Raw genomic sequence first — 23328 nt, 5'->3', positions numbered from 1 at the left:
TTGATCGAAACCTTTCAAGGCGGCAGCCGGCCATCGGGACCGTGTTGTGTCCGGCAAAGTCCTGTTCAATCGCCCCCTGATTAGCTGAAGGCCCTTGCGAGCAACATCTGCATGGATTTTATCAGGTCGCCCTGTTCCGCCACATTTTCCGGTGCAGTGCGGAAAAGCAGCCGCAGGATAGCCCGATGCTGCTCGGCGGTTGCAGCAAGGCAGAATTTTCCGGGTATTAACTGGTCTTTTGTTGCATCGATCTGCAACCAGCCCACCTCCGGCACGAATATGGCCTGCGCTTCTGTAGAAGAAGTGAAACCCGCAAGCGTCACGGTTTCAGTCGACAGTGCCACGATCTTCACCCCTGTCACCGCATTGCCCTGCCGTAATTGTCCGCCAAGGTTTACGCTGATCGGCTCCTCCCTGTCGAAACGCGGCAACTCGATGCAGCAGATAAGGCTAATGAAGGCAATCACCATGGCGACGGCCGACCAGATAAGGTTGAGACAATCGCGCGCCGAAAATTCCACGGGTGCGTCCCATCCATAAACGGCAATCAGCACGGAGATGGCCGAAGTGAGGGTTACAAGGGCAAAGAATAGCGCCGTCGGGCCGTGAACGCGCACCTGTGACCTGTCTCCGCCCTTTTCCGTGACCTTGAAGGGGCGTCCGAAAGGTTTTCGCACGGCCTGAAAAAGCGTGATCGTGATCGGAACGGCGGTCAGTGCGTGTGTCACCTCGGTGAAAAGCGGCAGTGTGCGCTTTCCCGATATCCAGGTGGAATAGGCCCAGAACAGCGCAAGCGATGACAGACCGAGTTGCATGAACATCAACTCATCGGCCTGGAGCGCGGAAACGCCGGTCAGCCAATAGATTGAAGGCGCGAGCAGCAGGCAAAGGATGAAGGGTTTCGAAAGCCAGCAGAACAGGCCGTGCAGATAATGCAGCCGCTGCGTCAGGGTGAAATTGCCGCGCCACAGCGGCCCGGTCCGCAAAAGTCCAATCTGGATGGTGCCGAGACACCAGCGCGTGCGCTGCGTGATATACTCCGGCAGGCCTTCTGCCGATAATCCGACGCTGAGCTTTTCATTGAGCCAGCGTGTCACATACCCCCGTTCCATCAACCGGTAGGTCAGCAGCATGTCTTCCGAAAGTGCATCATGCGGGAAACCTCCGAGTTCGTTCACCGCTGCCCGCCGCAGAACGAAACTCGTTCCGACGCAGAACGCACAACCGACCGCGTCCTTTGCAGGCTGGAATACGTCGAAGAATACCCGTTGATCATCCACGAAGGAATTGCGGATACCGAGATTATGCTGGATGGGGTCGCTGTTGAAATAAAATTGCGGTGTCTGCACCACGGCCACTTTGGGATCGGCAAAAAGTCCGGTCACGCGTGACAGGAAATTGGCCTGCGGCGCAAAATCAGCATCAAGAACCATGATGAAATCTGAAATTTCCGACAGCGCATTGGTGTGGACAAGCGCATTGTTCAGGTTCCCCGCCTTTGCGTGCTTATTGTCCGGCCGCGTCACGTAATTGACGCCGACTGTTTCGCAATAGTCCCGAACCTCGGACCTGCGCGTATCGTCGCAGACGAAAACGCGCAACCGCGGATATTGCATTGCCTGAGCCGCGACAATCGATTTTTCAAGCACGTTCAAAGGTTCATTGTAGGTGCAGATGAACACATCGACCAGCGGCGCATTGGGATCGTCCGTAATCCCGGCTTCGGCTTCGTCTGCAATGGAAGACCAGTCCGTTCGTCTTGTCAGGATCAGGATCGATCCCATCGCATAAAGCACGGAGATCAGTTCGAAAGTGAAATAGATGTAATTCCAGGTGGTTTCCAGCGAAAGCTCGAAGGGAGGCAGCGTATCGGTGGCGCGCCACAAAATATAGACGCTGAGCGAGAGCAGCATGATGGTGCTGAACGCCAGCCGGTCCAGCGTTCGCCGCGGGTCGGCAAGCATGGTGAACAGGATCGCGCAGAGGGCGATGATGAGATTGACATAAAGGACGGACTGAACATCGCCCTCTGAAGTGAAATACATCGCTTGTCCTCATGGTTGACCGGATACGTCCCAAAAGCCGCGCCCGATAGCGTGCGCGAATGAGGCTGCTTCGACTGTGTGAAACAGGTGGGTCGCCCTGCGGGCGTCGTGGACGCGCCCGCAGGGGCTTGCCCAATCCATGCGGGTGTCAGGATTGGGTGCGCGGTGCTTTCGCGGTGGCATCTGCACCGCTGATCGCATGCTGCGTGATGATATCCGGCTTTGTAGTGGGCGCCGCTATTCCCGGCGGCTGTTGCGGCTGCCCGCCCATGCCCATCTGCTCGAATATTTTCTCTCGTGATGTCTCGATGAGCGTCCAGGCGGCCTGCCTCACATCGGGCATTTCGCTGGCGGATGCCTGCGCAAACTGGAAAAGGCTTGCCGATGCCTCGTGCACATATTCCCGGGTCTTGCCGAGCCATTCGCGCGGCAGACTTACACTCACCCAGGTGCCGACCGAACAGACGCCGTTGTTCATAAACTGGCTCTCGGATGTCCCGGCCATGCGGATATAAGCGTAAAGCTCCCGCCGCTCCGTGGGGGGAAACGGTACGGCATAATCGAGGTCGACGCGTTCGGTGGTTCGGGGCACCAGCCGCTCTACCACCCCGTCCGCTTCCTGCGCCCAGGCATCGGCATTTACCTTTACCCTTGAACCCACGGAAAGGGCCTGCGCCTGACGTTCGGAAAAAATTGCCACGACGAAAGCGTTGCGACAGTCGAGCGCCTCCGCCAAGGTGTCGCCGGCCACCACTTCACGTCCCGTCACGGCAACCGGCTTATAAAGCGTCGTGCCCGGCGGAATGGCGAGATCGGCGCGGGTCAGTCTGTCGATACGCGCGGCCTCCGCGGAGGCAAGCGCTTCGAGTTCGCTTTTCCGCGTCTGCATGGTCGTCATCTGCATCTGGATTTGCAGCAGATCGGCGGACCTTGTGCGGATTTCCTGCTGAAGATTTTGCAGGGATTGCAGGTCGGAACCGATATAGATGCCCTGGCGCGCGAAGCTCATTTCCTTGTTAAGCTTGTCGACGGCAACTTTCGCGGCCTGCAGTTTTGTATCTTCAAGTTGTATCGTATCGGCGATGTCGTCGCCAATTCCGAAATAAACACCCTTGGCAACCAGCTTCTGTTTGCGCACCGCTTCTGCTTTCGCGATGCGGGTCGAATAGGTCACCATCTGCAAAGCAGCCTTTGCCGCTTCAAGGTCGGATTCTGTTCTCTGCAGTAAAGCCGCTTGCTGGCTGAGAAGATCATTGTTCAGATTGTCGACCCGGCTAGCATAATCGCCGATAATCGCGTTTTTCTGGCGAAGTTCATTGTCGAGCGCCGCCAGTTGCACTTTCAGGCCGATCAGAGTGGTGTTGTCGACCTTGTCGTTTTCAACAGCCGCCCTGCCGTTACCGGATATTTTCACCACGCCACTGATTGGGGTCGTCAGCGGAATGACGGGAGCATTGATCAAGGCGCGGTTTGTCTGCGAAGTGAAGACAGGTGGAAACACGGAGGAGGAAAACACTGTGGCGACAACACCGAGAACAGTATATGAGGCCAGCCTGACCGAGGCGCCTTGAGGTTTTTCTTTATCTCTATTGCGGAACAGCATGGCACGAACTCCTGTTTTGTTGAACAGCATTTCCTCCCGCAGTATTAAAATAGTCCATCAAGTTTTTTTGCAGCGCAACATCGTTAAGATTGCATTAAGACATTTTCCGAGATTGCCGAAATACTATGCATCTGCCGGCTTTATGGACGCAAAATTTCACCCATGAAAACTTCCTGGGTCAAATTTCAGTCGTTCCATATTAGCTGTGCCTTTATAGCGGCAGCCGGCACCCGCCTTGTGCAGTTTGCTCGACCGGGGCGCACAACCTGAGAATGTACCGCGTTTCCACTATGGCAGAGAGAAAAATTTTAAAGAATCGCTTTTACGGCAGGTCGCTCTGCTCAGAGCGCCGAAAGCGGCTTCACTCTTCCGTGCTTCGCGCAAAATATTTTTACCATTCGCTCGCGCTGAAGGCTATGGGGACGGCCAGGAGGTCCAATCGCTCCCCGCTAGACAGCCGTTATATCGAGATATAATCGCGAGGCACGGCGGCCATGCCGTCACCGTTCATTCCATATCATCGAGAAACGGGTGCCTTTTTTGAGTTCCGGGTGCGTGTGCGTCTGCTCGACCCGGGCGCCAATATTCTGCGCCATCGCCATGATCAGCTTGGTGCCGAGACCGGTGCCGCGAGGGGCTGAATCCGGTTTCACACCGACGCCGTCATCCTCCACAACAAGAATGAACCGGCCGTCCTGGGCGGACAGGTTGATGCGCACTGTGCCTTCTTGATCCGGATAGGCATATTTGAGCGCGTTTGTCAGAAGCTCAGTGACGATGACACCGAGCGCAACGGCATGGTCGGCGTTCAGATCAACCTCACAGAGCGACGTTTCGACCGTGATGGAGGAAGAGCCCGGAACAGCTTGGAACAGGTCGCTTATGATCGAGGTGAGATAGGAATTCAGGGATACGAGCCCCACATTCGCGGTATTGTAGAGACTGCGATGAACGCCGGCGATCGCAGAAATCCGGCTCTGCGTCTCCAGCAACGCCGTTTCTGCTTCCTGGGACTTCAGCGTATTGATCTGCAGCCGGATCATGGCGGAAACCAGTGAGAGACTATTCGCGATGCGATGGTTCATCTCTTTCACCATCATTTCCGCATGCTCTTTGGCCTTTATCAGCAGACGGTCAGCTTCCTCTTTTGTCTGGCGCAGGCGATGGTTTTCAAGCGCCTGGTTGATGGCTGCCAGCAACAGCGGAAAAAAGTCGTCTCCAACATTCTTGATGACGTAATCGGCGGCACCAGCCTTGAGCGCGTCTATGGCGATCTGGGCCTCGTTGGACCCCGTTACGTAAAGAACGGGAACCCGGGCCGGCACCGTCTCGATAGCCGCCAGAAACTCCATTCCCGTCGCCGTCTGAAAATAGTGATCGAGAACGACGACATCGAACTGCCCGTTTTGGAAAAGCTCAAGCCCGGAAGCAACGGACGCGGCATGGACCACCTCCATTCCGTGGCGACCAAGGACGCGGCTCGCAAGCCGCGCCAGAGCCGGGTCGTCATCGACATACAAAACGCGCAGAGCCATCATGCCTTCAGGGTATCTGTATTACGGAAAAGAAAAGGCCAAGATTTTTGATGGCATTCGCGAAGCCCTCATAGTCGACCGGCTTTGTTATATAAACATTCGCACCGAGATCATAGCATTTCTGAATTTCGGTTTCGTCATCAGTGGTCGTCAAAACCACGACAGGCAGACGGCGGGTGTATTCATTGCTTTTGATCTGCTCGAGAATGCTGATGCCGGACATATCGGGGAGATTGAGGTCGAGCAAAACGAGCAGATAGCGATCCTTGCTGACGAGCCCGTCCCGGCTTTGGCCCAGGATATAATCCAGCGCCTTTGCACCGAGTGTGAACGGCACGATCTCGTTGTTGACACCTGCTCTGCGCACATTCTTCTCGATCAGACGGGCATGTCCCTCGTCGTCTTCGATCATCACGATCGTTACTTCCTGACCGGTCGCTTTCATTTGTCGCCTTCCTTCGTTACTCTTCTGAGGTCACTCGGAAGCAGCAAGATAAATTTGCTGCCTTCCCCGAGTCGCGACTCCACCCTAATGTCACCTCCTAAATTTCTGATTAGCGAACGGACATGTGCGAGACCTATTCCTTCACCGGGCTGGTCCTGTTCGCCCGCCCGACGAAACAGTTCGAAGACACGCTCAAGATCCTGCTCACCGATACCGCGCCCGTTGTCGCCAATTTCAATGGCGATCGCGCCGCGCCCGGCCGGATAGGCGCGTGCCGTTAACCTCAGAGGGCGCCCAGGCATCTGATATTTCACCGCGTTATCGAGAAGATTACCTAGAATCTGGTCGAGAGATATGCGGTCCGTCACGACTGTCAGCTTGGGCGTGTCGACATGAATCTCTCCTCCATTGGCCGTGATCTGATGGCGCACGGTCTCTGAAAGCGAGGAGAGCAAAGTTTCGATATCGACTTTCTCAGGCTGAAGCTTGCGCTGGCCGTCACGGGATATCTTCAGAATGGCGTTGATCAGCTGGTCCATCTTGCGGGTCGATGAACGGATAAACCCGATGGCTTCGGGTATGTCTTCCTCAACCGCCAGCCGCGCCTCTCGGATCACGTCCTGCGTCAGCGTTTTTCCATCTGCCAGGACATAGTTGGTGACCGGCTTCAGCGACGTATCGAATTCGGAAAGGAAGCCCATGATGTTGACAAGCGGCGCCCTCAGATCATGAGTAACGATATAAGCGAAGCGCTGAATTTCCTGGTTGGCCCGGCGAAGATCGCGTGTTCTTTCCTCGACACGCTCCTCAAGATGGCGATTGAGTTCGTCCACATCCTCCCGCGACCTGTTTAGCGCGCGAATATAAGTAAAGACGAGCAGTATCGACCCGCCGACCACGATGAGAATTGCAACGGCACCGCCAATCGTTACCCAACGAAGTGTATTGGCGGCGCCCAGTTGATCCGCAACGATGACGCGCAGGCGATCGTCGGTATCCGACTGAAGGTCCGACAGAACACTCCTGATCTCATTCATGAAGCGTTTGCCGTCGTTATTTCGAACGACCTCGGCTGCCTCGGTAATGCGACCCGCGCGCTGCAAATCGATGGTTTCGCGTGTCTCGGAGAGCTTTGCGTCGATCGCCTGCTTCAAGCCAGCGAGAGGTTGCTTATATCGCTCTTCCCCTTTCAGAAGATCGAGAAGTCGCGCCTGGCGTTCGGGCAAGCCCTGAAGGGCCTCTTCGTAAGGCCCCAGATATTCGCGATTGTTGGTAAGCAGATATCCCCGCTGGCCGGTTTCGACGTCCTGCATCGTCGTCAGCACATCCAGAATTGCGGCACGGACACGGCGCAGTTCCGCCGTCTCCTGGGAATAGCGATTATTCACCTGCACCAGCCACAAAGATGTGGAGACCATGCCAATCAAAATTGCAACGCCAACAGCAAGCATCAAAAGGCTTCGCTGGGCAAACGGTGAAAAACCAGTCACAGCAGTAACATTCCCGGTAGGCAGTTAGTTCGCGGCACAAACTAGAGTACGCAAGCGACGGATGCGAATGATTTCTTTTTACACAAGGGTGGAACCACCTCGATCTTCAGGCGTTCAGCGCTGTTGGTAAAATGTCCGGGCGCGCCTGCGACCATGTGAATGCGGTAAGCTATGCAATATGATTTTCAGGGAAAGCATATCCTCGTTCTGGAAGACGACGCCCTTCTGGCGATGGATATGGAGGACTTTCTGTCCGACCTCGGTGTCGACGTCATCGGGCCGGTTTCCGATATAGCCGCAGCGCTGGAGAAAATAAGCGCAACCGATCTGGATGGAGCGGTTATCGACCTCAATCTCAAGGGCGAGTTATCCTTTCCCGTGATCGAACGACTGAGGGCCGAGAGCATACCTTTCGTCATCTGCAGCGGATATGCCGAGATACCCGGTATTCGCACGCAATTGACAGGGCTGACGATCATTTCCAAGCCGTGCGATTTTGATAATCTCCCGAATGTTCTGGCGACCGAATTCGCGCATACCGGGTAGCGGGAAAATACCGCAACGTCCGGTAACGCTGATAGGCGAAACTTCAGTCCAGAGGGAAAATCACCCGATATTTCAGGCCGTCGCGATCATAGCGGATTTCACTGTCGCCCTGCAGCTCGTACTGGGCTCCCCGCGTAACAAGGGTCGTTCCGAAACCGGTCTCCAGCGGAGCGGAAATGGGCGGGCCACCGCTTTCATGCCAGCGCAGCTCGATAAGGTCCCGGCCTTCATCGTTACGAAGCCTTTTCCAGAAGACCTGCACCTTCCCGGTTGCTTCTGAAAGCGAACCGTATTTCTGCGCATTCGTCACCAGTTCATGTAAAATCATGCCGAGCGCCAATGCGGATTTAGGCGATACGCTAACCCCGTCCGGACCTTCGAGCTCGACGCGGCTGGCAAAAGTGTTATGGGGTTCAATTGCCCGCTTCACGACATCCTTGAGATCGGTTTGTCCCCAGTTGCTCTGGAAAAGCAGGGCATGACTTTCGGCGAGCGCACTCACGCGGGCCACGAGCCTCTCTTGATAATCCTCTACGGATGAACTGCCTTTTGCAGTGCGACGAATGATGGAAATGACCATCGCCATCGTGTTCTTGACACGATGGCTGAGTTCGCGGACGAGCAGCTCCTTGTGCATTTCCGCCCGTCTCCGCTCCTCCTTTTCCCGTGCTTCCGCGAGAGCGCGACCCACTGCGGAGGGCAGCCTCGCCAGTCGCTGCTTCAGGACATAATCAGTTGCGCCGCGCCTGAAGGCATCGATCGCCGCGTCTTCGCCGAGAACACCGGAAACGAAAATGAAGGGCGTGTCGGGTCTCGTTTGCATGACGACATCAAGCGCAGCCATGCCGTCAAAGTCCGGCAGGGAAAAATCTGCGAGAATGATATCAAACTGCTGATTTTCCAGAGCCTCGATGAAGGAAGTTTTACCCACCGCCCTGGTTACGACAGGGGGCGGAGAGATCCGTGAAAGCTGATCCTCGATCAGTTCGGCATCGACCGAGCTGTCTTCGAGAAGAAGAAGCTTGCTTTGCTCCATCTGCGGCATCGCCTCACGCACCATTGCGGCGCGCGCCCGGCGGCGGTTCGTTCAGCAGGGCCCAGAACACGCCAAGATCCTGTATCGCCTTAAAAAACTGATTGAACTCCACTGGCTTCACCACAAAGGCGTTCACGCCGAGTTCGTAGCTCTTTACGAGATCCTGTTCTTCACGGGAGGAGGTCAGCATGACGACCGGAATATGCTTGAGGTGATCGCTGCCCTTAACGGTCTGGAGGACCTCGAGCCCGTCAACTTTCGGCAGCTTGAGATCAAGAAGAACCACGGTCGGATCGCCGGCAGGCCGGTTGTGGAAGCTACCCGAGGCATTGAGATAATCAAGCGCTTCGGCACCATCACGCGCAATGACGACCTCGTTCGCCAGTTGACATTTTTCCAGCGCAGTTAGCGTCAATTCCAGATCGCGTGGATTATCCTCCACGAGAAGAATAGGTCTGAGTTCAGGCAATTTTTTCCTCTTCAACTTTCGTAACCGGCAATGTGAAGGAGAACGTGGCTCCCTCTCCGACAGTTCCCTTAGCGCTGACCGAACCGTGGTGGCGTTCAACAATTCGTCTTACCAGCGCAAGTCCAATTCCCGTTCCCTCAAAATCCTCTACCCGCTGCAATCTCTGGAACACACCAAAAAGCTTGCTGTAATAGGCCATGTCAAAGCCGACACCGTTATCCTCGACCGAGTAGGTCACGCCACCTTCGGTTTCTGCCGCGGAAATGGTGATAATCGAAACGGGTTTCTGGCGGGAATATTTGATCGCGTTGTCAACGAGATTGTACCACACCTGCCGAAGCAGGGTCGGATCTCCGAGCGATACGGGCAGATTGCCGATATGCCATTCGATCTGCCGATCAGCGATGGAATGAGCGAGGGACCGGCGAACCTCGTTCACGACTTTCTCCATGTCTACCGGCACCATTGTGATTTGGGTGCGGCCGAGCTGCGAGAAATTCAGAAGATCATCCACGAGCCTGCCTGCGCCGAGTGCCGCTTCGGAGATCATCTGCAGATAGTGGAGCGATTTTTCATCCAGGGCGTTGCTGCGTTCGCGCAAGAGCTGGGCGAAACCGACAATATGACGGAAGGGCGCGCGGAGATCATGCGAAACCGAGTAGGAAAATGCCTCCAGCTCCTTGTTGGTCCTCTGCAATTCTTTCGTCAGATCCGCCATTTCCTCCGCCTTGCGCAGGACGATGCCGATGATCGCGCCACGCAACTCCCGCGCCGCTGCAAGCTCGGGGGCTGACCACGGTGAGGCCGTGTTGCGCACCTGCTCTTTCCAGGTTTCGAACGATTTGCGCGGATGAATGCGCCCGCTCTCATGCACTGTCTTGTGCGGATCCCCGCCCCAGCGCACCGTCTTTACGACTTCCGGCCGAAACCAGATCAGCCAGCTTCCGTGCAATTCCGAAACCCGCATCGCGATGATCCCGCTCGCCACGGACGCAAATGCCGCAGCAGCGGGATAATCGCCGGCAAGACTGTCTGTGGCAAACAGGTCTGCAACCTCGCGTTCGCCGAGCCAGCGGATCAATCCTTCGACCTGCTCCTGCGAGGGGGTCTTGCCCACGAGATGATATTCATCGCCAAAAAGGAGTGCCGCTCCCTCAGCCCCCACCTGCTCCAGCAGATCGTCCTTTTCGCTCTCCCCGCCCAAGAGGCCATCAACCCATCTTTGTGCCGCCGCCATCCGCTTGAGCAGGCGAGCCTGGACATGACCAAGTTCCAGCCGGCGCGAAGCATCCTGAGAACTTTGCTCCATTGCGATCCGCATCGAAAGGAGCTGGGCGGCGAAATCGCAGGCTTCGCGCACGGCCAGCGAGACGGAGTGCGGGGCGGCGTGATGGCATGCAATCAGCCCCCACAATTTGCCATTGACGATGATTGACACCGACATCGAGGCCGCCGTCGCCATGTTACGCATGTATTCCAGATGAACGGGCGAAACGCTGCGAAGCTGTGAAAGGCTCATATCGAGCACTGCGCCCGTTTCCGCGTTGACCTGCGGCATGACAGGCACGGGCCTGTAATCGACGTCCGGGATCATACGCAGACGGTTGACCGTATAAAGCTTGCGCGCCTGCGGCGGGATGTCGCCAGCCGGGAAGCGAAGCCCGATATATGAAGGCAACGCGCCGCTGCCGGCCTCCGCCACGACATGACCGCTCCAGTCGGGACCGAAGTCATAAATGAGGGTCCGGTCATAACCGCTGATCGAGGAAACAAGCTGTGCAACTCGAGACAGTGCGTCGCTCAGCGACGGCGTGCTGTTGAGATATTGGGCGAGGCCTGTCAATTCGCTCATCAGCGCTTCGGCGGCGTCGCCCGGGCCTGTTCTCTCAAGCTCGACGATGATCACGCTTCCCGACCGATGCGCCGAGACATCGAGTTTTTTTTCGGTCCAGACATATCTGAAGCTGCTGTCGTCACCGGAATACCAAGCCGGTAATGCCTCGATAAAAGGCAATGTTCCCGGGTCTGGAATCACCCCGATCGATAGAGGTGCATCTAGAAAATCCTGCAGGTTATCGCTCGCCTGCACGACGGCCAACTGACGCGCGGACAGCACGAAGAGTGCGCCATGTTGCTGGATAGCGCCGGGAATGTGGATGGGCTCGGCGCCGCAACTATCCAGCTTCGGCGTGACTGAACTCATGACTTTCTCCAGCCGCTCTGTGATCGACGGCCTGCTCAAAACGCGGCCAGCCTAGCCATTATTCTACGGATGTAAACGTTTGCTTACGCGAAATTGTTTCGCCGTCGGCCACGTCCCTCTCAGGTTTCGGCAACAACAGCGGGCTTCATGAGATAATGACCCACACCCCAGACGTTACCGTCCTCGTGACCAAACAGCCCGGCCGTTGCGAGAAAAAACAGACGCCAGCGGCGTTCCCATAACCGCGCGTCAGCGCCATAAACACGCTGCAGGATCGGCCTTATGTGGCCGATTTCCCGATCGAAATTCTCAAGCCAGGCGAGAGCCGTGCGCCGATAATGCGATCCCGGCCAGTTCCATTCCCTTTCGACGGTGAGAACCCTGCTGAAACGATGGGGAAGATCAAAAGCGGGCATGATGCCGCCGGTGAAAAAATGCCGGGCAATCCAGTCGGCGGGGTTGTTGTGGTCGAAACGATAGGATCGGCTGCGGTGGTTGAAGACATGGAGGAAAAACTTGCCATCAGGTTTCAGCCAGGTACGAACGCGTTCGAAGAGCACCTGCCAATTCGACATATGTTCGAACATTTCGACCGATACGACGCGATCAAAGTGATCGCCGGTCGCAAAATCGTTCATGTCTGCGGTCACCACGGAAAGATTGGACAGCCCGCGCTCACGCGCGCGGCCAAGGATGGATTCCCGTTGCGATGCGGAATTGGAGACAGACGTGATCCGCGCATTGGGAAAACGCGCTGCCATATAAAGCGACAGCGAACCCCAGCCGCAGCCGAGTTCGAGAATGTCCATGCCGTCCTCCAACTCGGCATGGTCTACCGTCTCGGCGAGAGCAGCTGTCTCCGCTTCACCGAGGCTTGTCTTGTTATGGGGATAATAGCAGCAGGAATATTTCCGCTGGGCTCCGAGAACCAGTGCGAAAAATTCAGCGGGGACTTCATAGTGTTGCCTGTTCGCCTCGTCGGTATGGCTGGCGACGGGGAATTTCGCCATATCCGCCGCAAAAGCCGCCTCGGCATCCGGCGGTATTTTTGCGAGCCGCCGTTTCGTTCTTGCGCAGAGCATATCTATCCCGGCGAGTGTAACGCTGTCGTTGAGCGCCGCGCGTTCTGCGGCATTGATGGCAAAGGCGAGCATATTCATGGCGTTTCCTCGTTTTTGCGCGGCCCCGGAAAGAAGGCGTTGACGCGGCGTTGCAAGGCACGGAATTTTTCTCCGCGCGATTTCAGCATGTGCTCTTCAAGCGGCGGAATGCCGGATACATGGACGAGCAGCCAGTACATCATGACGGGCGCGGCAAGCGACGCCCAGGACAAGCCGTGCGCCTGAAAGGCCAGCAGCGGCAAGCTGCACCAGAAAAGCCATTCGAAGAAATAATTGGGATGGCGTGAATAACGCCAGAGACCGGTTTCACATATACCGGTTTTCGCTTCGGAGGTTTTCCTGAATTTCGACAGCTGGGCGTCCGAGAGCGCTTCACCTGCCAGTGCAACAAGCGCAACCATGGTGGCGAGAAGATCTATGGTACGCGGGAAAATCCGGTCGTTGCTGGCGGCTAGATAAACAGCCAAAACAAGCACAAAGGCGGCAACCGCCTGTATTTGCAGGAAGAAGAAAAGCCGCCGGGGACCGGTTTCGCCCCATTGCTCCATGAGTTTTGCATAACGCGGATCTTCCCCGCCACCCCGCGTGCGCAGGCCTATGTGTCCAGCAAGCCGCAGGGACCATACGACAACGAGACAGAATACGACACTGCGCCGCCCGCCATCGCCCTCCGCCAGCAACACAGCCAAGATGCCGCCGAGCCCGACGCTTGCCGACCAGACGGTGTCGATCCAGCCGCTCGAGCCGGTCGCTCTTTGTAATGCCCAGGCTCCTGCCATCAGCAGCGACATCAGAATGGCAAGCGTCAGGATCACGGAAAACATCACTACTTCGCTCACCACTTTTAATCGATCGAGGCCGGATTTCGTGATGGCAAATACGGCCTAACCAGCAAAAGAGTTTCAGGGTTCGAAAAAAATTCGAAAAACCACCTGCCGCTGAAACTTATCAGACGGCTGCCTCGTATCTGCGCTGTCCAAAGACAATTTCTACAATGCGATAGCGAGGATCGATGACCGACACCGAAACAATGCGACGAGACAACCGGCGCCGCATCGCGATAGTGGGAACGGGAATTTCCGGTCTGTCAGCAGCCTGGCTCTTGTCGCAAAGGCACGATGTCACGGTCTTCGAGGCGGCAGACCGCGTCGGAGGCCACAGCAACACGGTGACATTCGATACGAAGAATGGCCCGATCCATGTCGATACGGGTTTCATTGTCTATAACGACTGGACATACCCCAATCTGACCGCGCTTTTTCGAAAGCTGAACGTGCCGACCGCAGCCTCGAACATGTCGTTCGCTGTTTCCCTTGATAATGGCGGCTTTGAATATTCCGGCGGAAACGGGTTTGGCCTGCTCGCACAGAAGAGAAATGCTCTAAAACCCCGCTTCTGGTCGATGCTTGCGGACCTCCTGCGATTTTATCGCAACGCCCCGCGTGACCTGCACTCGATGGCTGACATGTCCCTCGACGATTATCTGACGCGTAATCGCTACGGCGCAGCGTTCCGCGACGATCATCTCTACCCGATGGCTGCGGCGATATGGTCCACACCGGCCATGGAAGTAGGCCGTTATCCGGCGGCGCATTTCATCAAGTTCTGCCGCAATCACGGTTTGCTGTTGCTGCGCAACCGGCCGGTCTGGCGCACCGTCGTTGGTGGCTCGCGCGAATATGTAAAACGCCTCACGGCACCGTTTGCAGACAGAATTCGCCTGTCAACGCCAGTGACGCGTATTCGCCGCCTGCCGCACGGCGTCGAAATTACAACTGCGCAGGGCGAAATTGCCCGCTTCGATGATGTGGTCATCGCGACGCATGCGGATCAGGCGCTGGACTTGCTGGCCGATGCGACACGTGTCGAAAAACGCATTCTCGGTGCCTTTGGTTATACTCGAAACCGGGCCGTGCTTCACACTGACAACACCTTCATGCCGCGCCGCCGCGCGGCTTGGTCAAGCTGGAATTATGTGGCCGACACGCGCACCGAAGCGGGCCAGCCCAGCATCACATACTGGATGAACCGGCTCCAGCCGCTCGGCGAAGCCGAGGATATTTTCGTGACCTTGAACCCGGCGCGGGAACCGCATCAAGGAAAGATCATCGCCGAAGAGACCTATCACCACCCCGTCTTTGACGCCGGAACCGAACAGATGCGCCAGGAACTATGGGCCTTGCAGGGCTTGCGAAACACCTGGTTCTGCGGCGCCTATTTCGGTTCCGGTTTTCATGAAGACGGCCTCCAGGCTGGGCTTGCCGTCGCTGAAGATCTCGGTGGCCTGTCCCGCCCATGGAAGGTGGCGGACGACAGCGGCCGGATCATCCGCCTCGATTTGGAGACGATCGCCACGGACACGCGATCCATGGAGGCGACGGCATGAAGCCTCCCCTCGTCTCTGCGCTTTTCCCTGGCCATGTTACCCACGCCCGGTTCAAGCCGAAAACCCACAAACTGGACTATCGGATCTATTCGCTGTTTCTCGATCTCGATGAGTTGGAGACGCTGGACCGGAAATTGCGGTTTTTCTCGGTGGACCGGTTCAACCTGTTTTCATTTCATCGCAAGGACCGAGGCAACGGCAGCGGGCTCGGGCTGCGCCAGCAGATAGATGCGGCAATGACGGCGGCAGGCATGACAGCGGATGGAGGGCCGGTGCGCCTGCTTACCATGCCGCGTTTGCTTGGCTGGGCCTTTAATCCGCTCAGCGTGTTCTTCTGCCATGGCCGCGACATGGAACTCAAAGCCATCCTCTGGGAAGTGGACAACACTTTCGGCCAACGGCATTCCTATCTGATCCCCGTAGAGGCCGGCATGGGCGCGGAGATCGTACAGCGCTGTGACAAGGCTTTTTATGTCTCGCCCTTCATGGACATGAACCTTCACTATGTTTTCCGCGTCATCCCGCCTGGGGAGAGGCTGAAGATCGTCATTGAAACATTCGACGATGATGGCGCCGTCCTGACCGCCCGGCATCTTGCCCGAAGGGTCGAACTGACCGATCGAGCCTTGCTGAGAGCCTTTGTCACCATTCCTTTCCTGACCCTGAAAGTCGTTCTCGGCATTCACTGGGAAGCGCTGAAAATCTGGCTGAAGGGGGTGGCGCTGAGAAAGCGCCCGCCGCCACCCGCACAGCCAATATCCTTCGTTCACCCTTCATCGTCGCAAATCGAGGCCAGAATTCATGACCCCGTTTGACAATCTCTCGGAATTACCGGTGCAGAACACCCGCGTCAGCGGCCGTATGGGCCTCGGCACTTGGCTCATCACCCGGCTGCTGAACAATATTCACCGCGGCCGGCTTCGCATCACCCTCCCCGGCGGCGGAACCATCGAAAAATCGGGGACATCGGAAGGCATCGACGCCATTCTCGTTCTGCATAACTGGCGGGCAATCCGCCGTCTGTTCGTCAATGGTGATATTGGCTTTGCGGAAGGCTTCATTGAGAACGACTGGTCCACACCGGACCTGACCGCGCTTATCCGTTTCGCCGCGCAAAATCGTGATGCTTTCACGAAATCAATGCGCGGCAGCCTGCCCATGCGCCTCATCAACCGGCTTGCGCACGGGCTGAACGCCAATACCAGACGTGGCAGCCGACGCAACATCGAGGCGCATTACGATCTCGGCAACGAGTTTTACCGGCAGTGGCTCGATCCCTCGATGCTTTACTCCTCGGCGATTTTCGACCTGATGACACCAACCCTTGAGGCAGCGCAGCAGAGGAAACTCGAGCGTATTGCGGAAAAGTTGCAGTTGACCGGCAACAAGGATGTGCTGGAAATCGGCTGCGGCTGGGGCGCGCTCGCCATTCACCTCGCCACGCAGCACAATGCCAACGTGACCGGCATAACCCTGTCGCCCTCCCAGTTGCGCTGGGCGGAAAATGCTGCGGAAAAAGCAGACAAGGCTGACCGGATCAAACTGAAGCTGCAGGACTACCGCGACGTCAAAGGTCAATTCGACAACATCGTCTCCGTGGAAATGTTTGAAGCCGTCGGCGAAGCCTATTGGCCAAGCTATTTCGGGACGCTGAAGCGCTGCCTGAAACCCGGCGGTCGGGCGGTGCTGCAAATCATATCCATTGAAGAAAACCGCTTCGATAGGTATCGGCGCAAGGCCGATTTCATTCAGAAATACGTGTTTCCTGGCGGCTTCCTGCCCTCCGATTCAGCTCTGGAAAAAGCCGTGGGGCAAGCCGGCCTCAAACTCACGGAAAAGGAGCTTTTCGGCCAGTCCTATGCGCTCACACTGGCGGAATGGCGCCAGCGTTTCCATGCCCGGTGGCAGACTATTTCCCTGCTCGGCTTCGACGAGCGCTTTCGTCGGATGTGGGACTATTACCTCTGCTATTGCGAAGCAGGTTTTGCCGAGGGAACCATTAATGTCGGGCTGTACACAATAGAACACGGATGAGGCGGGACTAAAAAACGGAGAACCACGATGAAGATCCTTGGATTGGCAATTGCATCCGCCCTGTCTCCGTTGCTGGCAGGGACAAGTGCGACCGCGGCCGATATCAACGGCAACTGGGCGCGGGGCGACGGCAAGGCGAAAGTGCTGATCGCACCCTGCGGCGAGAAAATATGTGCGACAAACACATGGATCAAACCCGGCACCCAGAAAGAAAAGACCGGCGATCGCCTGATCATGGACATAAGGCCGGGCGAGACGGGCAATTACACCGGCACGGCCTTCGACCCACAGCGGGATAAATCCTACAAGATAACGGTGACGGTGGCAGGCAACAACATGACTACGAAAGGCTGCATCATCGCCGGTCTGCTGTGCAAGGGCATAAGCTGGACCAGGATCGACTAGCCACGTCCCAGATCCTCCCTCTCTCGTCAACCAGACCAAAAAGTCGCCTGATCAATGGCAAAGGAAAAAATCGATGAAGACATATCTTGCCGCCTATTTCTTCACCCTGGTTGCCTTTCTGGTGATCGATTTCATCTGGTTGAGCACCATGGCGTCACGACTTTATCGACCGGCCATCGGCGATCTTCTGGCGGAAAATTTCCGTCTCGCTCCGGCGTTCATCTTTTATCTCATCTACGCCGCCGGCCTTACTTTTCTCGCCGTGCGTCCGGCACTTATTTCGGGACAATGGAGCACGGCGCTGCTTTACGGCGCTGCCGTGGGCTTCATGGCTTATGCCACATATGATCTGACCAATCAGGCGACGCTGAAAAGCTGGTCGACGACCCTGACCGTTGCCGATCTGCTGTGGGGCACTTTCGTCTCCGCGGCAGCGGCCGTCATCGGCTTTCTTGTCACGGTACGCATCATTGGCCCGTTGGAAAACTCGGCAGGCTGGCCATGATGACCGTCGCCTCCTGCGGTCTGCGCCCGATGATCACAGGGCGTGTCCGGAACGAACTTCCCAAGCATCTCTTGTCTTCCTTCGAAAGACGATCCTATAAAGGAAGAATAGCAAGGAAGGTTCGAATGCAGGGCACAGAGATCGCAAGCCTTATCCACCGCGTCGGCATGGGTGATCGTTCAGCATTCGTCTCGCTTTACCAGGCAACAAGCCCGAAGCTTTTTGCGATCTGCCTGAAAATCCTGCGGGACAGAACGGACGCCGAGGAGGCGCTGCAGGAAATTTATATCAAGGTGTGGCAGCGCGCCCGCACATTTGCCGCTAGTGCCGGCAAACCGGCGACATGGCTCGCCACCATCGCGCGCAACCACGCCATAGACACGATTCGCGCCCGCAGACCTGCTGGCGATGACATTGACGAGGCATATGACCTCGTCGACGAAAGCGTTCGCGATCCTGAACAGAATGTTGTTCTGGCGGATGAAGGCCGCAGGATCGACGACTGCATGCGGGAACTTGAGACTGTGCACGCACAGGCAATACGCCGGGCGTATGTCGAGGGTCTGAGCTATCTCGAACTCGCCGACGAATTACGCGTGCCACTGAATACGGTTAGAACCTGGCTGCGGCGCAGTCTTCTCAAACTCAGAGAGTGCATGCAGCGATGACGACGGGCGACCACAGCGGCGGAATGCACTCGCGCGATGAAATACTCGCAGGCGAATATGTGCTCGGTGTCCTGCCGCTTGAAAAGCGCCGCGAAGTGGAACAGCGTATCCAGGAGGACAGGGTCTTCGCGCAACTGGTGCAGCGCTGGGAGACCGAGTTTTCGGACTTTAACGCCGATTACCAGGAAGAGACGCCCAGCGCCGCTATTCTTGCCCGTATTCAAGAGCGTCTGTTCGGCAGCAGAGCGGTCAACACGAATGGCACCTTGTGGAACTCCGCATCTTTCTGGCGCTGGATATCTGTGGCCACCAGCGCAACCGCCGTGGCTGCCGTCGTTTATGCCGCGTTCCCGGAACAACGGGACGGCACAAGCCCGCTTGTGGCCGAGCTTGCGACAACCGACAGCCAAGTCAATCTCCTCGCGTCCTACGACGCGGAATCGGGCCGAATGCGTATCGTTCCCGTGGCGACCGGAAAGACGGACGAAAAGTCACTGGAACTGTGGCTCGTCATGGACGGCGGCAAGACCCGCTCGCTCGGCGTTTTCCAGCCCGGCACGAATGGCGACCTCGTCATTCCCGCCGACATGCGTGGCAATATAAAGGAAGGTACGACTTTCGCGATCAGTGTCGAACCATTCGGTGGTTCACCGACCGGTCAGGCAACCGGTCCGGTCATTGCTGTCGGCACCGCCCGGTGGGGTTGATGCCCCAGTGGGCCGTCTCCAGCCATGGTATTGTCATGCTGCCGCCGGAAAAGAAAGACGCAATTCCGTGTCCAGCATGGCTGCAGAATCCAGGACTGGCAAGGGTGATCCGCCGTATCTGAAGCGAAACGCCGCGCTGCTGCGGCCGTTCTCAATTTTACCGCCACCGCCATCCGTCTTTTCGCAACGTGCTGCAGCCCAACACGTAACCCACACCCGCGGCCAGGCAAAGTGAAGCCCAAGGACTTCTGCCGATCGCGCGGCGTGCGGCGCGGCGATTGATCCGGGCAACCGCATTTACAGACACCAAAGCCCGTGAAGCGGTTTCGCCAGCACGGACTTTCAAACTGTCGATCTCGGCGCGCAGTGCGTTTATCTCATCGCTCAATTGCGCTGCAAGGCTGTCATCGCGCTCCGCTACCTCTGCAAGCGCCGCGTCAGCGAGGGGAGCGTCGGAGATTTGCGGCTGGACACCCGCGTGGTTCGGCTGTCCGTCGCCCTCTGATGGCGCGGGAACAGAACTGCCATGTTGTTGAAAGGTATTTTGGTTCATCGAAGCCTCCTTGATCAGCATCTAACCCGCGCCTCTCTCGGATGTTCCAGCAAGAATGATTGCTTTGCGTCGCGTAAAGCCCTGGCCGGTGGGTCTTGCGAACACTTGCTTCAGCTATCGCACAACACCGGGACCGCGCCTCGTCAGACGTCGCCGTCAATGGGTCAAACTGTCGAAGGTTCTTTAGAGGCCGGCGACGCGAGATAAGACACATCGCAGACAGGGAATCGGTCTTGAATCCGGATTTGCCAGCGACGGCGATCGGGGGTGAAACTTTTTTGAGCGCGACGAGTTTGGTTCACGAGCAATAAAGCTCGCATTTCCCACAGCATGCAGTCATCCGCCATGCGGAGAATCTGCCCCCTTTCGGAGGAGATACCGTGAACTCTATCATTTACCTAGTCGGGCTGGTCGTGGTCGTCCTGTTCATTCTCTCACTGTTGGGGTTACGCTAATGGTTGATCCAATCGTTACTGACGCCAATCGGAGCTACGTCGACTGGCCTGCCATTTTTGCCGGAGCGTTTATTGCCTCCGGGGCAATGGCGGTTCTCACCGCGTTTGCCAGCGGATTGGGACTGAGTTCAATCTCGGCGGACAATGGCGGTGAGATCAGTTCAGTCTGGCTGATCATAACCGGCCTCTTCGTAGTCATTTCCATGGTCGGCTCTTACATGCTGGGCGGTTACATCACCGGCCGGATGCGCAGACCCGCAGGGCAGGCGGACCGAAACGAATTGACCGTTCGTGACGGCCTGAATGGGCTGGTGGTTTGGGGGATTGGAACGGTCGTCTCGGCATTCCTGGCCCTGGGCGTTCTTTCAGGTGGTGCAAGAGCAGTTGGAAGCGCCGCCCAGACAGCAATTGAGGCAACCGGAACGGCGGTTGGTGGAGCGGCGCAAGGCGTCGGACAGGTCGCCGGGGGAATCGTTTCAGGAGCCGGCAGTGCCGCTGGCGGTATCGCGCAAGGGGCCGGGCAGGCAGCAGCGCCCAGCATCGAGCAGATGCTTCCGCAGGGCCTCAGGGCCAATCCGCTCGATTATTTTACTGATACGCTGTTGCGAACGGATGGACAGGCAGCGTCGCCGCAGGCCGATCAAACCGTCGGTGACTACCAGCGGCAAATAAGCGGCATCCTGGGAAATCTGCTGTCGACAGGCGAAATTTCCGACGCTGACAGAAACTGGCTCACGACACAGATTGCTACGCGTACCGGCATCAGCCAGACCGATGCCCAGAACAGGGTCAATCAGACGGTGGAGCGGGTGCAGGCCGTACGGACGGAAGCGCAGCAAAAAGTCGATGAGGCCCAAAAGCGCGTCGACGAAATGAAGGCGCAGGCAGAGAAAGCGCTGGAGGATGCCAAGAGGCAGGCGGCTGACGTTGCGGAGAAAGCACGAATCACCGGCATTCTGACCGCATTTTTATTGGCAGCTTCAGCAATCGTGTCCTCTGCAGCAGCTTACATCGGCGCTGTTCACGGTGGTCGACATAGGGATGAAGGAAGAATCTGGGGCGGACTCGCCTACAGGAGATAGCCCTTCATATCTGCAAAGGAGTCCCGCCCGTCTCGGGCGGGGCCCCGATCATAAGCCATTCCGCGCTCTTCGGCCTCATTACGCCGCGCCATCATCATCCTTCGACATTTCCGCCTCAATGACGCAGATCACACCGCTCTTCTCGTAGACGAATTTCGTCTCGCCCTTCAATTCGGCGGACAGAAGCCGCTCGATGAGAGTCGAACCGAAACCCCTGCGCCGGGGCGGAGCAACCTCCGGCCCCCCTCGCTCCTCCCACACAATCCGCAGGCGGTTGTCTGCAAGAGGCTCGAATTGCCACGAGATGGATACCTGGCCGCCAGGCGCGGACAGTGCACCGTATTTTGCCGCGTTGGTCGCCAGTTCGTGGAGAGCAAGGGAAAGTGACACGACCGCTCTCGGGGGCAAGGGAACGCTAGGCCCGCCAATCTGAAAGGCGTCGACGGGATAAGGTGACAAGGCCTGCTGCATGACGGCCTTGAGATCTGCGTGCTGCCAATCGGCGTGCACCAGCAGGTCCTGCGCTCTGCTCAGCGACGCCAATCTGCTGGTGAAGGCTTCCACCTCCTCGTGGTTTGCCTTGTCGCGACCAAGCGTTTGTCTCGCAATTGCCGTCACAGTCGCAAGGACGTTCTTGACGCGATGATGGAGTTCATTGACGAGAATGGATTTCAGCCGCTCTGCATCCTTGCGGGCGGTGATGTCATGCGCCGTCTTGGAGGCGCCTATAACACGTCCGTTGGCGTCGCGGATCGGCGACACGCTGAGAAGCACCTCGACAAGCCGCCCGTCCTTTCGACGACGCTGCGTCTCGTAGGGTTCAACGAAACGGCCTGCCCTGACCTCCGTGAGGATCCTCGGCTCCTCTTCCTGCCTCCCATCCGGAACCAACATTAGCACCGACCGGCCGACGACTTCATCTTGCGAATAACCATAGAGCTTTTCCGCAGCTGCGTTCCAGCTGGTGATCTTCATATCGAGATCGATGCCCATAATCGCGTCATTGGAAGAGGCGATCATCGACGCGAGGTGTTTCTCGATCTCCTGCGCGTGTCGTCTCTCGCCGATATCGACCGAAATGGCGACAGCTTGCGACATGTTTCCCCCGTCATCGCGGATTGCGGAGACCGAGTTCGCGACCCACACCAGACTTCCGTCACCACGGACGTAGCGCTTTTCTATCTCGAAGCTTTCACCGGTCTGAACCATGTGCTGGAACAGGCGCTGGTTTTCGGGAAGATCGTCGGCAAACGTAATCTCCTGCATGCGGATGCCGATCAGCTCGTCCCTCGGCCGACCGACGATCCGACAGAAATGATCGTTCACGCTGAGGAGTTTTCCGGTCAGATCGCCGAGGGCTATGCCAGCGGCCGACTGCGCGAAGATGGCCCTTAGACGCTCCTCGCTCTCTCGCAAAGCCGCATCCGCCTTCACCCGCTCGGTCGTTTCGTTGACGATACAGAACACACCACGCACGATGCCATCCTGATCCGCGACCGGAGAATACGAAATGTCGAAGTACACCGTTTCGGGGTAACCGTGTCTTTCGATATAAAATGGCCTGTCTTTTGCGGCGACCGTTTCTCCCTTCGCAAGGACGCGCTTCAGCAGCGGCTCGAGGTCATCCCAGAGTTCGTTCCAGTATTCTCGGGCGGGTCTGCCGAATGCGTGTGGGTGCTTGTTGCCTATGGTTGGCGCGTAGGCGTCGTTGTAGAATGCGACAAACTCCGGTCCCCAGAACATCACGATCTGCGCCTGTGAGGGAAGCATGATGCCGATGGCGGCATGCAGACAGGCAGGCCATTCCGATTTCGGGCCAAGTGGCCCTGATGCCCAGTCCACTGTGTCGAGGAGGCTGGATACGGGAACTGCGAGCGTGTTAACCTTGTCCAGGACGATGATCTCCACCTGAGGATTTATAGAAGTTAGCCTATAGAACTTTCGGGTGCGAGCAAAGTGTCTGTCACGGTTGCGGCATGTTTCCTGTGTCCGACCGTCGATATCAGCCGAAAGTCATAATGGCCGATCGTATCTCAATCA

The 23328-nt window shown here is 57.2% G+C and carries 21 protein-coding genes; 9 read left to right on the top strand and 12 right to left on the bottom strand.

Annotation, left to right across the window (positions count from 1 at the left end):
* Positions 1-80: 80 nt before the first annotated feature.
* The 5 genes from WA845_RS09390 to WA845_RS09370 form a co-directional block, all read right to left on the bottom strand.
* Entirely contained in the window at positions 81-2045 is a 1965-nt protein-coding gene (locus tag WA845_RS09390; protein WP_112556264.1) for a glycosyltransferase family 2 protein, read from the bottom strand.
* 148 nt (positions 2046-2193) lie between these two features.
* Entirely contained in the window at positions 2194-3648 is a 1455-nt protein-coding gene (locus WA845_RS09385) for an HlyD family efflux transporter periplasmic adaptor subunit (RefSeq protein WP_004445911.1), read from the bottom strand.
* A 500-nt stretch (positions 3649-4148) separates the two neighbouring features.
* Positions 4149-5186 (bottom strand): sensor histidine kinase, encoded by a 1038-nt coding sequence (locus WA845_RS09380; RefSeq protein WP_042935498.1) that lies wholly within the window; start codon positions 5184-5186, stop codon positions 4149-4151.
* Between the two features lie 4 nt (positions 5187-5190).
* Complete coding sequence (locus WA845_RS09375; RefSeq protein WP_004445914.1) at positions 5191-5628, bottom strand: response regulator; 438 nt, start codon at positions 5626-5628, stop codon at positions 5191-5193.
* Positions 5625-7079, bottom strand: a complete 1455-nt coding sequence (locus WA845_RS09370; protein WP_112556266.1) for a sensor histidine kinase — start codon at positions 7077-7079, stop codon at positions 5625-5627. The genes WA845_RS09375 and WA845_RS09370 overlap by 4 nt, the downstream gene beginning before the upstream one ends.
* 210 nt (positions 7080-7289) lie before the next feature.
* Here WA845_RS09370 and WA845_RS09365 point away from each other — a divergent pair, with 210 nt between their 5' ends.
* Positions 7290-7664: a response regulator gene (locus WA845_RS09365; protein ID WP_006699868.1), complete on the top strand. Its 375-nt coding sequence runs from the start codon at positions 7290-7292 to the stop codon at positions 7662-7664.
* 43 nt (positions 7665-7707) lie between these two features.
* Here the strand turns inward: WA845_RS09365 and WA845_RS09360 are convergent, their stop codons facing one another.
* From WA845_RS09360 to WA845_RS09340, 5 genes are all read right to left on the bottom strand, one after another.
* Positions 7708-8700 carry a sensor histidine kinase gene (locus tag WA845_RS09360; RefSeq protein WP_048902966.1) on the bottom strand — a complete coding sequence of 331 codons (993 nt, stop codon included), beginning with the start codon at positions 8698-8700 and terminating at the stop codon, positions 7708-7710.
* A 13-nt stretch (positions 8701-8713) separates the two neighbouring features.
* A complete protein-coding gene (locus tag WA845_RS09355) occupies positions 8714-9169 on the bottom strand; it encodes a response regulator (protein WP_037092067.1) in 456 nt (151 codons plus the stop codon).
* The gene (locus WA845_RS09350; protein ID WP_112556268.1) at positions 9162-11372 is read right to left on the bottom strand and encodes an ATP-binding protein; all 2211 of its coding nucleotides are present in this window, start codon (positions 11370-11372) and stop codon (positions 9162-9164) included. Before WA845_RS09350 ends, WA845_RS09355 begins: the two co-directional genes overlap by 8 nt.
* A 119-nt stretch (positions 11373-11491) precedes the next feature.
* The gene (locus WA845_RS09345; RefSeq protein ID WP_174151347.1) at positions 11492-12532 is read right to left on the bottom strand and encodes an SAM-dependent methyltransferase; all 1041 of its coding nucleotides are present in this window, start codon (positions 12530-12532) and stop codon (positions 11492-11494) included.
* Positions 12529-13317, bottom strand: coding sequence for a DUF1295 domain-containing protein (locus WA845_RS09340; RefSeq protein ID WP_112556271.1), 789 nt, complete (start codon positions 13315-13317; stop codon positions 12529-12531). Before WA845_RS09340 ends, WA845_RS09345 begins: the two co-directional genes overlap by 4 nt.
* Before the next feature lie 188 nt (positions 13318-13505).
* Between WA845_RS09340 and WA845_RS09335 the strand changes: the two genes are divergently transcribed.
* The 7 genes from WA845_RS09335 (at position 13506) to WA845_RS09305 (ending at position 19198) form a co-directional block, all read left to right on the top strand.
* Positions 13506-14879, top strand: coding sequence for an NAD(P)/FAD-dependent oxidoreductase (locus tag WA845_RS09335; RefSeq protein WP_112556272.1), 1374 nt, complete (start codon positions 13506-13508; stop codon positions 14877-14879).
* Positions 14876-15694: a DUF1365 domain-containing protein gene (locus tag WA845_RS09330; RefSeq protein WP_112556273.1), complete on the top strand. Its 819-nt coding sequence runs from the start codon at positions 14876-14878 to the stop codon at positions 15692-15694. Before WA845_RS09335 ends, WA845_RS09330 begins: the two co-directional genes overlap by 4 nt.
* On the top strand, positions 15681-16913 hold the full coding sequence (locus tag WA845_RS09325) for an SAM-dependent methyltransferase (RefSeq protein ID WP_112556274.1): 1233 nt from the start codon (positions 15681-15683) through the stop codon (positions 16911-16913). Before WA845_RS09330 ends, WA845_RS09325 begins: the two co-directional genes overlap by 14 nt.
* Positions 16914-16940: 27 nt before the next feature.
* Positions 16941-17318 carry a DUF2147 domain-containing protein gene (locus WA845_RS09320; protein WP_004445928.1) on the top strand — a complete coding sequence of 126 codons (378 nt, stop codon included), beginning with the start codon at positions 16941-16943 and terminating at the stop codon, positions 17316-17318.
* A 73-nt stretch (positions 17319-17391) separates the two neighbouring features.
* Positions 17392-17823, top strand: a complete 432-nt coding sequence (locus tag WA845_RS09315) for a DUF2177 family protein (protein WP_112556275.1) — start codon at positions 17392-17394, stop codon at positions 17821-17823.
* Between the two features lie 125 nt (positions 17824-17948).
* Entirely contained in the window at positions 17949-18491 is a 543-nt protein-coding gene (locus WA845_RS09310; protein ID WP_044459366.1) for a sigma-70 family RNA polymerase sigma factor, read from the top strand.
* Positions 18488-19198 carry an anti-sigma factor gene (locus WA845_RS09305; RefSeq protein ID WP_004445932.1) on the top strand — a complete coding sequence of 237 codons (711 nt, stop codon included), beginning with the start codon at positions 18488-18490 and terminating at the stop codon, positions 19196-19198. Before WA845_RS09310 ends, WA845_RS09305 begins: the two co-directional genes overlap by 4 nt.
* A gap of 157 nt (positions 19199-19355) precedes the next feature.
* On the opposite strand, the gene WA845_RS09300 is transcribed toward WA845_RS09305, so the two are convergent.
* Positions 19356-19772, bottom strand: a complete 417-nt coding sequence (locus WA845_RS09300; protein WP_337322299.1) for a hypothetical protein — start codon at positions 19770-19772, stop codon at positions 19356-19358.
* A gap of 433 nt (positions 19773-20205) precedes the next feature.
* Between WA845_RS09300 and WA845_RS09295 the strand changes: the two genes are divergently transcribed.
* Positions 20206-21288, top strand: coding sequence for a hypothetical protein (locus WA845_RS09295; protein WP_112556276.1), 1083 nt, complete (start codon positions 20206-20208; stop codon positions 21286-21288).
* 78 nt (positions 21289-21366) lie between these two features.
* On the opposite strand, the gene WA845_RS09290 is transcribed toward WA845_RS09295, so the two are convergent.
* Positions 21367-23196 carry a PAS domain S-box protein gene (locus WA845_RS09290; protein WP_112556277.1) on the bottom strand — a complete coding sequence of 610 codons (1830 nt, stop codon included), beginning with the start codon at positions 23194-23196 and terminating at the stop codon, positions 21367-21369.
* Positions 23197-23328: the final 132 nt, after the last annotated feature.

This window comes from Agrobacterium sp. CMT1, from assembly GCF_037203725.1.
GTDB lineage: Bacteria > Pseudomonadota > Alphaproteobacteria > Rhizobiales > Rhizobiaceae > Agrobacterium > Agrobacterium pusense.
The sequence above is the reverse complement of the archived record's forward strand: the minus strand, read 5'-3'. Positions and strand labels throughout refer to the sequence as shown.